Below are 13,608 nucleotides of genomic sequence, written 5' to 3' on the forward strand. Positions count from 1 at the left end.
TTCCGATGCTGCAACACAGCATGAGGTCGGCGGTACGAATGACGAATTCGGCACAAACTCATCCACACTTGCTGAACACGCTGAATCCACCGCAGCTATTGGCTATCAGCGCTTCACGAAGGCGGCTGCAGGGCACTTCCGCAACCCGCAAAAATGATTAAAATCGCCAAGTTTTCCACTGGCCGGACCGGCATGAACGCACCTTCCTCCTCCCCTGCAGCCCCCGACGCCCTGCGTCCCGGCGCGTTGCTGTCGCCGGAACTGCCGGCGCCCCCCAACCCGTTCCGCCAGGCCATCACCGACGCCTGGTTGAAGGACGAGGCCACCCACGTGCGCGAGCTGCTGGCGCAGGCCCGCCTGCCCGCCGACGAGCAGGCCCGGGTGCAGGCACTGGCCGCCGACCTGGTCGGCCGCGTGCGCGTGCGCGCCAAGGACCAGGGCGCCATCGAAGCCTTCATGCGCCAGTACGACCTGGGCAGCGAGGAAGGCGTGCTGCTGATGTGCGTGGCCGAGGCACTGCTGCGTATTCCGGACCAGGACACCGCCGACAAGCTGATCCGCGACAAGCTGGCCGATGCCGACTGGGAAAAGCACCTGGGCGGCAGCGACTCGGTGCTGGTCAATGCCTCCACCTGGGGCCTGATGCTGACCGGCAAGCTGGTGCAGATGAACGACGCCACCCGCGCCGATGCGCCCAGCGCGTTCAAGCGCCTGGTCGGCCGCGTCGGTGAGCCGGTGGTGCGCCTGGCCGTGCGCCAGGCGATGAAGATCATGGGCCACCAATTCGTCATGGGCCGCACCATCAGCGAAGCGCTGGCGCGCTCGCACAAGGGCGACAACGCCAGCTACCGCTACTCCTTCGACATGCTCGGCGAAGGTGCGCTGACCATGAAGGACGCGCTGCGCTATCTGGAAGACTACCGTCGTGCGATCCACGCCATCGGCGGCGATCACAAGGCACGCGGCGGCCGTCCGGATGGCGACGTCAACAATGCCCCGGGCATCTCGATCAAGCTGTCGGCGCTGTACCCGCGCTATGAGCACGCCAAGCGCGAGCGCGTGCTGAAGGACCTGGTGCCGGGCGTGCTGGAACTGGCGCAGCTGGCCAAGAGCTATGGCATCGGCTGCACCGTCGACGCCGAAGAGTCCGACCGCCTGGAACTGTCGCTGGACATCATCGAGCAGGTGTTCTCCGACGCCTCGCTGGCTGGCTGGGATGGCTTCGGCGTGGTCGTGCAGGCCTACCAGAAGCGCACCCCGTACACGATCGACCACCTGGCCGACATGGCGCGCCGCGCCGGTCGCCGCCTGCAGGTGCGCCTGGTCAAGGGCGCGTACTGGGACGCCGAGATCAAGCGCGCGCAGATCGAAGGCTACCCGGGCTACCCGGTGTTCACCCGCAAGCAGAACACCGACGTGTCCTACCTGGCCTGCGCCAAGCGGCTGTTCACCCATGCCGACGCGATCTACCCGATGTTCGCCACGCACAACGCGCACACCATCGCGGCCGTGCGCAGCATCGCCAACGGCGGCGTGTACGAGCACCAGAAGCTGCACGGCATGGGCGACGACCTGTACGCCGAGGTGGTGCCGGCTGACCGCCTGGGCCTGCCCTGCCGCGTGTATGCACCGGTCGGTTCGCATGAAGACCTGCTGCCGTACCTGGTGCGTCGCCTGCTGGAAAACGGCGCCAACTCCAGTTTCGTCAACCGCATCACCGACGAGCGCGTGCCGATCGCCGACCTGATCCGCGATCCGGTCGAGATGGTCGCCTCGTTCGCTTCGATTCCGCATCCCAAGATCCCGCTGCCGGTTGACCTGCTGCGCAGCCAGAACCACGACAGGAAGAACTCCATGGGCGCCAACCTCGCCAACGACAACGAACTGCGCGCCCTGGCCGAGCAGATCAACGCGGCTGTGAAGCCCTGGCAGGCTGCGCCGCTGGTGCCGGGCGCCAACCCGGCCGGCGCCGCGCTGCCGGTAACCAACCCGGCCGACACCCGTGAAGTGGTTGGCCAGTGGCTGGCCGCAGACGCCGCCACCGTGCAGAAGGCCCTGGCGAATGCCGTAGCCGCGCAGCCGGCCTGGAACCGCACCCCGGCCGCCAGCCGCGCCGCCATCCTCGAGCACGCCGCCGACCAGCTGGAAGCACGCATGCCGGAATTCATGGCGCTGTGCGTGAAGGAAGCCGGCAAGAGCCTGCCCGACAGCATCGCCGAAGTGCGCGAAGCGGTGGACTTCCTGCGCTACTACGCCAAGCAGGCGCGCGAGCAGTTCAGCCACGCCGAGAAGCTGCCGAGCCCGACCGGTGAGTCCAACGAGCTGCAGTTGCACGGCCGCGGCGTGTTCGTCTGCATCAGCCCGTGGAACTTCCCGCTGGCGATCTTCCTGGGCCAGGTCGCTGCCGCCCTGGCCGCCGGCAACAGCGTCATCGCCAAGCCGGCCGAGCAGACCAACCTGATCGGCTACTACGCGGTGAAGCTGCTGCACGACGCCGGCGTGCCGGCCGAGGTGGTGCAGTTCCTGCCGGGCGACGGTGCTACCGTCGGTGCCGCGCTGACCGCCGACCCGCGCGTGGCCGGCGTGGCCTTCACCGGCTCCACCGACACCGCCCGTGCGATCAACCGCGCGATGGCGGCGCGTGACGCCGCCATCGGTGTGCTGATCGCCGAGACCGGTGGCCAGAACGCCTTCATCGCCGACTCCTCGGCACTGCCGGAACAGCTGGTCAAGGACGCGATCGGTTCGGCCTTCACCTCCGCCGGCCAGCGTTGCTCGGCTGCGCGCGTGCTGTTCGTGCAGGACGACATCGCCGACAAGGTGATGACCATGCTGGCCGGTGCGATGAAGGAACTGAAGGTCGGCAACCCCGGCCTGCTGTCCACCGACGTCGGCCCGGTGATCGACGCAGATGCGCTGAAGATCCTGCAGGACCACGCTGAGCGCATGGACCGCGAAGCGCGCCTGATCGCCGCCGCCGAGCTGTCCGCCGAAGCCGCCAACGGCACCTTCTTCGCACCGCGCGCGTACGAACTGAAGGACCTGGGCCAGCTGCAGAAGGAAGTGTTCGGCCCGGTGCTGCACGTGATCCGCTGGAAGGGCGACCAGCTCGACGCGGTGATCGACCAGATCAACGCCACCGGCTACGGCCTGACCCTGGGCGTGCATTCGCGCATCGACGAGACTGTCGACCGCATCAGCAACGGCGTCCATGTCGGCAACGTCTACGTCAACCGCAACCAGATCGGTGCGGTGGTCGGCGTGCAGCCGTTCGGCGGCCAGGGCCTGTCCGGCACCGGCCCGAAGGCCGGCGGCCCGCACTACCTGCTGCGCTTCGCCACCGAAAAGACGGTGACGGTGAACACCACCGCCGCCGGCGGCAACGCCTCGCTGCTGACCCTGGGCGACTGATCGCCCGGTTGATGCAGTGAACGAAAAACCCCGCGAAAGCGGGGTTTTTTATGCCTTGCTTCCTGTAGAGCCGGGCCCACGCTCGGTTTTCCTCGCACAGCCGAGCGTGGGCTCGCTCTACAGAGGCTGGGCCACACTGAACCGATTGTCCGCCCGCTTCGCCAGCTCGCCGTGCACGCGCGCGATGCGCGCTTCCAGCCCCCCCTCCAGCAGCACGTAGTCGACTCCCCGCGCCTCCAGCTCGCGCACGTACCACGCATGCTGCTTCGCCCGGAAGGCTTCGCCCACCCGCGTGCCGTCCTGGTCGAACGGGATATCCGGCGCACACAGGAACAGCAGGTCATACGGTCGCAATGCAGCCTGCCGCAGTGCCTCCGGCGCCGTACCAGACATCCAGCCGCTGTAGCCCAGCGTCACCAGCGGCGTGGTATCGCAGAACAGCCAGCGATGCGCATGCCGTGCGGTCTCGTCTTCGTGCTGCGGCTGTGCCATTGCGATGCGAAGCAGATCATCTGGCGTCAGCTCTCCGCCTTGCTGCTCCCATAGCGTGCGGCCATACTCCGGCACCCAGGCGGTCTGCAGTCGCTCGGCCATCACGCGCGCCAGCGTGGTCTTTCCGCTGGACTCGCCACCAATGAACGCCACGCGCTGCACATAGCCGGCATAGACCTGCGGTGCGAGGCCATGACGGTGCGCATGCGGATCGGCGCGCAGCTGGGTGCCACACGCCTGCCCGACGTCCAGTGCGCGTTCGAGCCGCTCATGGCGTACCGGCGCGCCGAAGTGCGTGGCCAGCGCCTGCGCGAAGCCGTCGCCGTAGTCCTCGCCGGTGTAGACCGCCTGCACCGGCCCGCCGAACAGGCTCAGGCACAGCCAGGCGGTGAACTCGCGCTGCACGTGCTCGTTGTCGCTGTCCTGCGGCAGCGTGCGCACGGGCAAACCGTGCTGGGCGCACCATGCTGCCAGCCGCGCGTCATCCAGCACCGCCACCGTCGCCTGCGGGAAGCGCGCTCGCAGCCAGCGCTCGCGACGCTCGGCGCTGTAGCCTGGGAAACCCGGCTGCGACCAGCCAATCACCAGCAGCTGCCGGCAGCGCGTGGCGGCGAACTCGATCAGGCGTTCGTGGCCGAGGTGCAGCGGGCAGAACTTGCCCACCACCAGGCCGCGTGCAACGCGCTCAGGCAGCAGCATCGGCCGTCTTGGCCTCGTCACGCATCAGGTGCCGCCAATGGCGCAAGGCCACCAGCGCATTGATCCAGAAGCCCACGTACAGGATCGAGGTCAGGTGCAGGCCACGGCTGTAGTACAGCGGCACCGCCACGGTGTTCACCAGCAGCCACACCCACCACGATTCCAGCTTGCGGCGCATCATCAGGATCTGCGCGATCACGCTCAATACCAGCACCGCCGAATCGATGTACGGCGCGTAGGCATTGGTCAGGCGGGTCAGCATCCAGCCGTAGCCGAAGGTGGCCACCACTGCCAGCGGCGCCAGCCAGGCCCAGGCGCGCGGCCGCAATGAAGTGATCGGCAACGGCGCGCCATGGTCACCACGCAGCCACTGCCACCAGCCCAGCACGCTGATGGCGATGAAGAAGAACTGCAGCACCATGTCCGCATACAGGTGCGATCGTTCGAACACCGCAGCAAACAATGCGCAGCCGACGATGCCCAGCCACCAGGTGTGCACGTTGTTGCGGCCGGCCAGCAGGATCGAGCCGGCGACGGCGATGTTGGCGGCCAGCTCCAGCTGGAAGTTCGGGTCGGACAGGTTCATGGCGTTATTGTCGTGGATCCGTGCGCTGCGTGGACAATCCAGTGGATCCACGCCATGCGTGGATGCCCCGAGCCGCCCCACAAAAAGAAAGCCCCGCTTGCGCGGGGCCTCCTTCGTCCTGCGTCAGGCAATCGCCTGGATCAGAACTTGTACTGCATCGAAGCCGCCAGCACGTCGCCGCTGACCTTGTACTTGCCGGTCACGGTGTTGCCGGTCGGCGAGGTCGAGGTGATGTTCGGATCCTTGGTGAACAGGTGGGTGTAGCCCACGCTGTATTCCATCTTGTCCGAAGCCGCGTAGGTCAGGCCCAGCGACAGCCACTTGCGGGTGGTGTCCGGCACGCGCACGTCGCGGTGGGCGTCGGTGGTCGGGGTCTGGTCGTAGGCGAGACCGCCGCGCAGGGTCAGCTTCTCGTTCATGCGGTACTCGGTACCGATCGACGCGAAGGTGGTGTCGCGGTAGTGGAACGGCAGCACGCTGTCCGGCTGGTTGGAGTCATAGTCAACGACCACCTGGTCGAACTTGCTCCACGCGGTGCGCGTCACTTCGGCCATGACCTTCCACTGGTCGTTCACGCGGTGGGTGAAGCCCACGGTGGCGCTGGCCGGCAGGGTGATCGAGGCGCGCCCCTTGCTGTCGATGAAGGTGCCCGGAGCGGCGGAGCGCAGGAAGGTCTCAGCATTGCCCGGAATGGTGAAGTCGGCCTTGCCGTCGTTGATCTTGTGCTTGACCTGCGAGCGGTAGCTGAAGGCGATGTTGGTGCCTTCCACCGGGCTGACGGTCATGCCCAGGGTGTAACCCATCGACACTTCGTCACCCTTGATGCGCAGGAAGCCATCGGCGGTGCCCGGGGCGAAGCCCTGCTGGGCCAAGGCCGCAGCGGCCTGTTTCGAGGCAGCAAGGGCCTGAGCCGGGGTGCCACCGGCGGCCAGCACGGCAGCGGCAGCCTTCTGCTGGGCGCTGGCGTTGATCGCGGTGCCGGTGTCGACGGCACTGGTCAGGTCGACGTTCAGGCGCTCGGCGAACACCGACGCACCGAACGACAGGTACGGGTTGACGTCGTAGGAGAACGCCACGCCCAGGTCGATCGCCTGCAGCTCGGTCTTGACGCCGTTGTAGCGGCCGACCCAGTCGCGGTCGTATTCGGTCTTGAAGCCGAACGGCACGGTCAGCGAGGCGCCGAAGTGCATGTTCTCCTTCTCGCCGAACGGCAGATGGAAGTAGGCGGCCGGAACCGGGGCGATCATGCCGGCGTCGCCGCCGTTGCCACCGGAAATCGGAGCGCCGTTGCCGTACTGGCCCTGGCCACGGAACTTGGCGCCGAAGCTGATGGCGCTGACGTCGCCCTGGATCAGGGTGCCGTCGAGCAGGCGCATGGAGGCCGGGTTGGTGGCGATGACCGAGGCGTCACCTTCGGTCGAGGTGGAGCCGGCGAACGCGCGGCCCAGGCCCTTGGCGCTGTTTTCCTTCAGCTGGAAGGCGGCAGCATTGGCATCGGCGGCGGCCAGCGCACCGGCAACGCCGACGGCCAGCAGGGTCAGTCGGGCAATGGTGGAAGCGGTTTGCATCGTAGTTCTCTCTCTCCGGTAAGCGGTGATGGTGCTCTGAGTGCGCCTGCGCCCGGCAGGCCCAGAGGCCCGTCGAAGCGCGCCGGATTCCCCTCCCGACATACGACGCCGTATGCGAGTATTACCCAGAGCCGTTAATGAAACAATAACGACGCAGGCGGTTTTTCCGTCTCAAAAGCTGAACAGGACAATCCCCGTCGCAAGCGCCCGCACGCTAGGCTAGTGCCATGTTCGTCTCCCTCCCGTCCCGCAAGAAGGCGGCCCTGCGCTGGGCCACGCCCGTGCTGTTTGCGGCACTATGGCTGGCGTTCCTGTGGTCGATCTCGCGCCCGGACGATGCCCGCGGCAGCCTCTGGCTGGACTGGGGCGCCCTGTCTACCGGCCTGACCCACCCGCTGGACTGGTGGGCGACGCTGCAGGACGGCAGCGTGCTGCGCCTGTTCACCGCCCTGTTCCTGCACGCCGATTGGTCGCACTTGCTGGGCAACTTGGTGTTCCTGCTGATCTTCGGCCTGCCCGCCGAGCGGGTGCTGGGCCCGTGGCGCCTGCTGCTGCTGTTCCTGGTCGGCGGCGCGGTGTCCAACCTGGTGGCCATCTACACCATGGGCAGCCCGGACCAGATCATCATCGGTGCCAGTGGCGCGGTCTCGGCACTGATCGGTGCCTACCTGGCCCTGTTCCCGGGGGCGCGGCTGGGCGTGGTGATCCCGCTTGGCCTGTTCCTGGAATTCGTGCGTGCCCCGGCCTACCTGCTGATCGGCGTATGGGCAGCGCTGCAGGTGGTGTTCGCCCATATCGGCCCGAGCTTCGGCATGGTGGCCTGGTGGGCCCACATCGGCGGCTTCGTGTTCGGCCTGGTGTACGGGGTCTACGTGCGCGCGGCGATCGCCCGCCGGCTGCGCAAGCGCCACGGCTTCTGACCCCTGGTAGTGCCGGCCGCTGGCCGGCATTTGGTTTCTTCTTCCGCCCTTGAGCCGACGCCGGGCATGGCCCGGCGCTACCTCACGGCTTCGCTGGGGCCGGTGCGGGCTTTGCTTCCGGCTTTGCTTCCGGCTTAGGTTCGACCTTCGCTTCCGGCTTCGCCGCAGCGGCCTTCGCGGCCTTGGCCGCATCCGCCTTCGCCGCTTCGGCCTTCAAGCGTGCAGCCACCGAACCCGGGTTCTTCAGCTCGGCCAGCGCGTCATTGATCGGGCCATCGCCCGGCAGCACCGCACCGGCGTGGTAGCCCTCGGTGCCTTCGTCGTCGCCACGCAGATGGCCCGGCAGGGTCGCTTCGCTGTAATCGCTCAGGCTGGCCGGCAGTGCCTCGTCTTCCGGGCGCGCCGCAGGCTTCAGTTCGACCTCCGGCACGATGCCAGTGGCCTGGATCGACTTGCCGCTGGGCGTGTAATAACGCGCGGTGGTCAGCTTCACCGAGTCACCGTTGTCCAGCGGCAACACGGTCTGCACCGAGCCTTTGCCGAAGGTGCGGCTGCCGACCACGCGCGCGCGCTTGTTGTCGCGCAGCGCCCCAGCCAGCACTTCCGAGGCGCTGGCCGAACCCGCATCGACCAGCACCACCACCGGTGCGCCCTTCAGCAGGTCGCCCGGCGTCGCATCGAACCGGGCATCGCTGATGCTGATGCGGCCGCGGGTGCTGACGATGTTGCCCTTGTCGAGCAGGTCGTCGGCCACCTGCACCGCGGCAGTCAGCAGCCCACCCGGGTTGCTGCGCAGATCCAGCACCAGGCCCTTGAGCTGGCCACCGGACTGCTTCTGCAGCTGCTGCAGGTGCTTCTGGAAGTCCGACCCGGTGTCGGCCTGGAAGGTGCTCAGGCGGATGTAGCCATAGCCCGGCTCCAGCAGGCGGCTGCGCACGCTGGTCACGCGGATGGTCTGGCGGGTGAGGCTGACGTCGAACGGCTTCGGCTTGCCCGCGCGCACGATGGTCAGCACCACCTTGCTGCCGGCCGGGCCACGCAACGGTTCGCTCGCATCAATGGCGCTGATCGGCTTGCCGTCGATGGCGATGATCAGGTCACCGGCGAGGATGCCGGCCTTGGCCGCCGGCGTGTCGTCGATCGGCGAGATGACCTTCATGCTGGCGTTGTCGGGCTGCTGCTGCAACTCCACGCCGATGCCCTCATAGGCGCCGTTGGCCTGCTCGTCGAAGGCCTGCGCGTCTTCCTTGTTGAAGTACGTGCTGTGCGGGTCGAGGTCGAGCAGCAGGCCGCGCACCGCCGACTGCATCAGCTTCTTGTCATCGACCGGGTCGACATAGGCCGCGCGCACCGCGTTGTACACGGCGACGAAGCGGCGGATGTCCTCCAGCGGCACCTTCGAGGTCACCGCCTCCTCGCTGTTCGCTGCCTGCCCGCTGGTTTCCTTGCTCGGGGCGGGCGCGGTCTGCTGCGCCCAGGACAGCGCCGGCAACAGGGCCAGCAAGAGGGTGGCGGTACGGGCTGCGCGCATGGATCACTCCTGTCGACGTTGGCATCGTGCCCAAGGCACATGCGTCGATTATGCGCGAAGCACAGCTAAATTCCCGTTGAATCCGTCCGCCACGCGACAGCGCCGGATTCAGCGCCGCTGCAGCCAGCTGTCCGGGTTGACCGGCTGCCCGCCCCGGCGCAGTTCGAAGTACAGCGCGGTCACGCCCTGGCCACCGGAATTGCCGACCTTGGCCACCGCATCGCCGCGGCTGACCCGTGCGCCGGCATCCTTCAGCAGGGTGTCGTTGTGCGCGTACAGGCTCATGTAGCCGTTGCCGTGATCGACGATCAGGATCATGCCGTAGCCGGTCATCCAGTCGGAGAACACCACGGTGCCGTCGGCCACGGCGGTGACGGTGCTGCCGGCGGGCGCGCCGATCAACACACCACTGCTGGTGCGGCCGTCGGGCAGCTTTCCGCCGTAGCGGGCCAACAGGTTGCCCGACAACGGCCAGCCCAGGCCACCCACCTTCGGCGCCGGCGCAGAGGCCACGGCAGGCGGGACCTTGGTGGGCGGCGGTGGCGGGCGGCCCTGCGCGGCAGCCTGGCGTGCGGCACGCTCGGCGGCGGCCTTTTCAGCGGCTGCTCGCCGCGCCGCGGCGCGGCGCTCGGCTTCGGCCCGTGCCGCAGCGGCACGCAGGTTGGCCAGCAGCGTTTCCAGTGCCTTGGCGTCCTGGCCCAGCGCCTGTTCCTTCTCGCGCTGGTCCTTGAAACGCTCATCCAGCGAGGCGACGGTCCTGGCGCGATCGCGACGGTCGGCTTCCAGCGCCGCAGCCTGCTGCTTCTGGTCCTGCTGCGCACCCTGCAGCTTCTGCTTGCGCTCGGCGATCTGCGCCTGCAGCACTTCCAGCTCTTTCAGGTCGGCTGTCAGCGTGGTGATGCGCTGTGCCCGCTCGCGTTGCAGGTAGCGGTGGTAGGCCAGGGCACGATTGGCATCGGCCACCGTATCCTGCGACAGCAGCAGCTTCAGAGGTGCATGGTTGCCCAGCTGGTAGGCCGCACGCAGCAGGCCGGCCAGCTCGCGATGCTGCTGGGCGAGGTTGGCCTGCAGCGTGCTGCGGCGTTGTTCGGCCTCGGCCAGGGCCCTTCCCTGCTCGCGCAGCGCAGTTTCAGTCTGCGCAAGCGCACGGCCGGTGCGGGCCACCTTCTCGTCCGCCTCACGCAGCTGCTGCGAGGCCTGGCCCCGCTGGCCCTCGATCTGCCTGCGCTCCTGCGCCACGCCCTTCAACTCGCTACGCAGCTTCTGCAGCTTGCGCTCGGTCTCGCGGGTGGTCTGAGCGGCGCCCGGCAATGGCAGCGCCAAGGCGATGGCCAGCCCCAACAGCAGGCAGCGCCCGCCGCGGATGGCGGCGATGTGATGTCGGCGTGATGGGAAGGCGTTGTCGCGCAAGGGCTTTCCAGTGACTTCAGGCAGTTGCAGGGGGTACCGGGGAATGGTGACATCTCCGCACGCGGCCTGCCAGCCGCACATCCATCGAGGTCCCATGAAAACTCTTTCCATTCCGCTGTTGTTGGGCGTCCTGCTCGTTGCCGGCCCCGCCGGTGCCCAGGACAACATCAGCAAGGTCAACGGCAGCATCAGCGCCGAGCCTGGCCAGCGCTACGGCAAGCTGGATACCGTCAACGGCGGTATCCGGGTTGGTGAAGGCGTCGAGACCGGCAGCATCGACACCGTCAACGGCGGGGTCAAGGTGGCCGACCGTGCACGTACCGGCAATATTGAAACGGTCAACGGCGGCGTACGCCTGGGCCGCGAGGTGATTGCACACGGCAGCGTCAGCACCGTCAACGGCAGCATCTTCACCGATCGCGGCAGCCAGATCGAAGGCGGCGTCGAAACCGTGAACGGTGGCATCGGCCTGGTCGAAAGCCGGGTCGGCAAGGACGTGGAGACCGTCAACGGCGATATCACCGTCGGCATCGGTTCCCAGGTCAACGGCGGTGTGCACGTGCGCAAGCCGAACTTCAGCGTCTCGCTCACCGCCAGCCGCAAGCCGCGCGTGATCGTCGGCCCGAATGCCGTAGTCAACGGCCCCCTGCAGTTCGAACGCGAGGTGGTGCTTTACGTGCATCGCACCGCGCGCATCGGTCCGGTCACCGGCGCCGAACCGATCCCGTTCGACACCGAAACCGCCCCGGCGGACTGAGCGCACCGGACCGCTTGGTTCGGTGATACTCGCTGATACCGGCTGTGCACGACGTGCGGCCGCCCTTTGTTTTCCAGGAATCGACGATGCCCCGCAAACTCCTCCTGTGCCTGGCCGCCGCGGCCGCGCTCAGTGCCTGCAAAGGCGAAGACACGCCGGCCACCGCACCGGCGTCAGCCACCGACACCGCTGCCGCGAAGCCGGCGGCTCATCAGTTCTCCCCGGAGATCAACGCCGGCGACTTCGCCGAGATGGTCAAGACCCTGGCCTCGGATGAATTCGAAGGCCGCGCGCCGGGCAGCAAGGGCGAGGAACTGACGGTCAACTACATCCGCGACCAGATGCAGCGCATCGGCCTGCAGCCGGGCAACGGTGACAGCTGGTTCCAGGACGTGCCGATGACCGAGACCACGGCCGACGCATCGACCGTGCTGAAGATCACCCAGGGTGGCAAGACCACCGAGCTGAAGTTCGGTACCGACATGGTGGTCGGCACCCGTACCGGCCAGGCTGAGGTGAAAGTCGATGCCAGCGACCTGGTGTTCGTCGGCTACGGCGTTGATGCGCCGGAGCAGAAGTGGAACGACTATGCCGGCCAGGACTGGAAGGGCAAGACGGTCGTGATGTTCGTCAACGATCCGGGCTTCCATGTTGACGACGCGAAGCTGTTCGACGGCAAGCGCATGACCTACTACGGCCGCTGGACCTACAAGTTCGAAGAGGCCGCGCGCAAGGGCGCCGCCGCGGCGCTGATCGTGCACGACACCGCCGGTGCCTCCTATGGCTGGGACGTAGTGAAGAACTCCTGGGCCGGCCCGCAGTACGACCTGCCGGCCAAGGATGACCCGGAAGCCCGCATTCCGGTGCAGGGCTGGCTGAGCGCCGACGCCGCCAAGGCGCTGTTTGCCGGTGCCGGCCTGGACCTCGCGCAGGCTTACAAGGATGCGAGCAAGCGCGGCTTCAAGCCGGTGCCGCTGAAAGCCACCGCCGCGGTCGACCTGAAGAGCCAGATCGCGCAGAAGCAGTCGCGCAACGTGGTGGGCGTGCTGCCGGGCAGCAAGCGTGCCGACGAGGCCGTGCTGTACATGGCGCACTGGGACCATCTGGGCAAGCACGAGGGTGAAACCGGCGACAACATCTACAACGGTGCGGTCGACAACGCGACCGGCGTGGCCGGCATCCTTGAGGTGGCCGAAGCCATGGCCCACCAGGATCCGAAGCCGGAGCGCTCGGTGGTGTTCCTGGCGGTGACCCTGGAAGAGTCCGGCCTGCTGGGTTCGAAGTACTACGTCTCCCACCCGACCTTCCCGCTGGACAAGATCGCCGGTGTGATCAACATCGACGCGATGTCGGTGGCCGGCCGTGCCAAGGACGTGACCGTCACCGGCTTCGGCAGCTCGGAACTGGAGGACATCCTCAAGCCGCTGGCTGCAGCCCAGGACCGCACGCTGCATGGTGAGACCTCGGTGCAGAGCGGCTTCTACTTCCGCTCGGATCACTTCAACTTCGCCAAGGCCGGCGTGCCGGCCCTGTACGCCGATGGTGGCGAGGATCTGCGCGAGGGTGGCGTGGACGCCGGCCGCAAGGCCGCAGCGGACTACGGCGCCAACCGCTACCACGGTCCGAAGGACGAGTTCGACGCGTCCACCTGGAAGCTGGACGGGACTGTCGAGGACCTGCAGCTGATGTACGGCGTCGGCAAGGAACTGGCCGGTGCCGATCGTTGGCCGAACTGGTACGAAGGCAACCCGTTCAAGGCAGCCCGCGACGCGATGATGAAGGACAAGGCACCGGCAAAGTAAAGACGGGCCATGCTCGACTGAACATCGTTGAGAGCAGAGCGGCGCCCCACGGGGCGCCGCTTTTCTTTTGCGTACCGTCGGCGGCAGATCCACGATTGGTGTGGATCTGCCGGTAGTGCCGGCCGCTGGCCGGCAATCGATTGGTAGCGGCCAACCTTGGTTGGCGCCATGCTTCCTCGCAGTGGGCCTCCACGCATGGCGTGGATCTACCGGGCCATGTAATGCCATCGGGTTGCCGGCCAGCGGCCGGCACGACCCGCATTTACTGCGCACAAAGAAAAACCCCGCTGCGTGAGCAGCGGGGTTTTGGGTGTAAACCCTGGCGATGACCTACTCTCGCATGGCTTGAGCCACACTACCATCGGCGCAGCTGCGTTTCACTTCCGAGTTCGGGATGGGATCGGGTGGTTCCACAGCGCTAATTTCACCAGG

Annotated in this window: 9 protein-coding genes and 1 rRNA gene; 4 read left to right on the plus strand and 6 right to left on the minus strand. The window is 67.4% G+C overall.

What is annotated here, in order from left to right; translation table 11 throughout:
• The first annotated feature begins 192 nt into the window (after nucleotides 1–192).
• Nucleotides 193–3,411, plus strand: coding sequence for a bifunctional proline dehydrogenase/L-glutamate gamma-semialdehyde dehydrogenase PutA (gene putA, locus AC5P6S_RS18555; protein WP_005407788.1), 3,219 nt, complete (start codon nucleotides 193–195; stop codon nucleotides 3,409–3,411).
• A gap of 117 nt (nucleotides 3,412–3,528) precedes the next feature.
• Here the strand turns inward: putA and AC5P6S_RS18560 are convergent, their stop codons facing one another.
• The 3 genes from AC5P6S_RS18560 to AC5P6S_RS18570 all read right to left on the minus strand — a co-directional run bounded on the left by AC5P6S_RS18560 (nucleotide 3,529) and on the right by AC5P6S_RS18570 (nucleotide 6,756).
• Nucleotides 3,529–4,602: an AAA family ATPase gene (locus AC5P6S_RS18560; protein ID WP_495204715.1), complete on the minus strand. Its 1,074-nt coding sequence runs from the start codon at nucleotides 4,600–4,602 to the stop codon at nucleotides 3,529–3,531.
• Nucleotides 4,589–5,188 (minus strand): nicotinamide riboside transporter PnuC, encoded by a 600-nt coding sequence (gene pnuC / locus AC5P6S_RS18565; RefSeq protein ID WP_049417763.1) that lies wholly within the window; start codon nucleotides 5,186–5,188, stop codon nucleotides 4,589–4,591. Before pnuC ends, AC5P6S_RS18560 begins: the two co-directional genes overlap by 14 nt.
• Nucleotides 5,189–5,328: 140 nt before the next feature.
• The gene (locus tag AC5P6S_RS18570) at nucleotides 5,329–6,756 is read right to left on the minus strand and encodes an outer membrane protein transport protein (RefSeq protein ID WP_241876820.1); all 1,428 of its coding nucleotides are present in this window, start codon (nucleotides 6,754–6,756) and stop codon (nucleotides 5,329–5,331) included.
• A 227-nt stretch (nucleotides 6,757–6,983) separates the two neighbouring features.
• Here AC5P6S_RS18570 and AC5P6S_RS18575 point away from each other — a divergent pair, with 227 nt between their 5' ends.
• The gene (locus AC5P6S_RS18575; protein WP_005407784.1) at nucleotides 6,984–7,676 is read left to right on the plus strand and encodes a rhomboid family intramembrane serine protease; all 693 of its coding nucleotides are present in this window, start codon (nucleotides 6,984–6,986) and stop codon (nucleotides 7,674–7,676) included.
• Nucleotides 7,677–7,758: 82 nt separating this feature from the next.
• Here the strand turns inward: AC5P6S_RS18575 and AC5P6S_RS18580 are convergent, their stop codons facing one another.
• Together AC5P6S_RS18580 and AC5P6S_RS18585 are read right to left on the minus strand one after the other, a co-directional pair.
• On the minus strand, nucleotides 7,759–9,207 hold the full coding sequence (locus AC5P6S_RS18580) for a S41 family peptidase (protein ID WP_005412014.1): 1,449 nt from the start codon (nucleotides 9,205–9,207) through the stop codon (nucleotides 7,759–7,761).
• 108 nt (nucleotides 9,208–9,315) lie between these two features.
• The gene (locus AC5P6S_RS18585; protein ID WP_032965528.1) at nucleotides 9,316–10,617 is read right to left on the minus strand and encodes a murein hydrolase activator EnvC family protein; all 1,302 of its coding nucleotides are present in this window, start codon (nucleotides 10,615–10,617) and stop codon (nucleotides 9,316–9,318) included.
• Nucleotides 10,618–10,711: 94 nt separating this feature from the next.
• On the opposite strand from AC5P6S_RS18585, the gene AC5P6S_RS18590 reads away from it, so the two are divergent.
• Together AC5P6S_RS18590 and AC5P6S_RS18595 are read left to right on the plus strand one after the other, a co-directional pair.
• A complete protein-coding gene (locus AC5P6S_RS18590) occupies nucleotides 10,712–11,374 on the plus strand; it encodes a DUF4097 family beta strand repeat-containing protein (protein WP_495204716.1) in 663 nt (220 codons plus the stop codon).
• Nucleotides 11,375–11,460: 86 nt separating this feature from the next.
• Nucleotides 11,461–13,176, plus strand: a complete 1,716-nt coding sequence (locus AC5P6S_RS18595; protein WP_049417756.1) for a M28 family metallopeptidase — start codon at nucleotides 11,461–11,463, stop codon at nucleotides 13,174–13,176.
• Between the two features lie 317 nt (nucleotides 13,177–13,493).
• Here the strand turns inward: AC5P6S_RS18595 and rrf are convergent.
• Nucleotides 13,494–13,608 (minus strand): 5S ribosomal RNA (gene rrf / locus AC5P6S_RS18600).

Source organism: Stenotrophomonas sp. YJH_SMC_119, assembly GCF_059368315.1.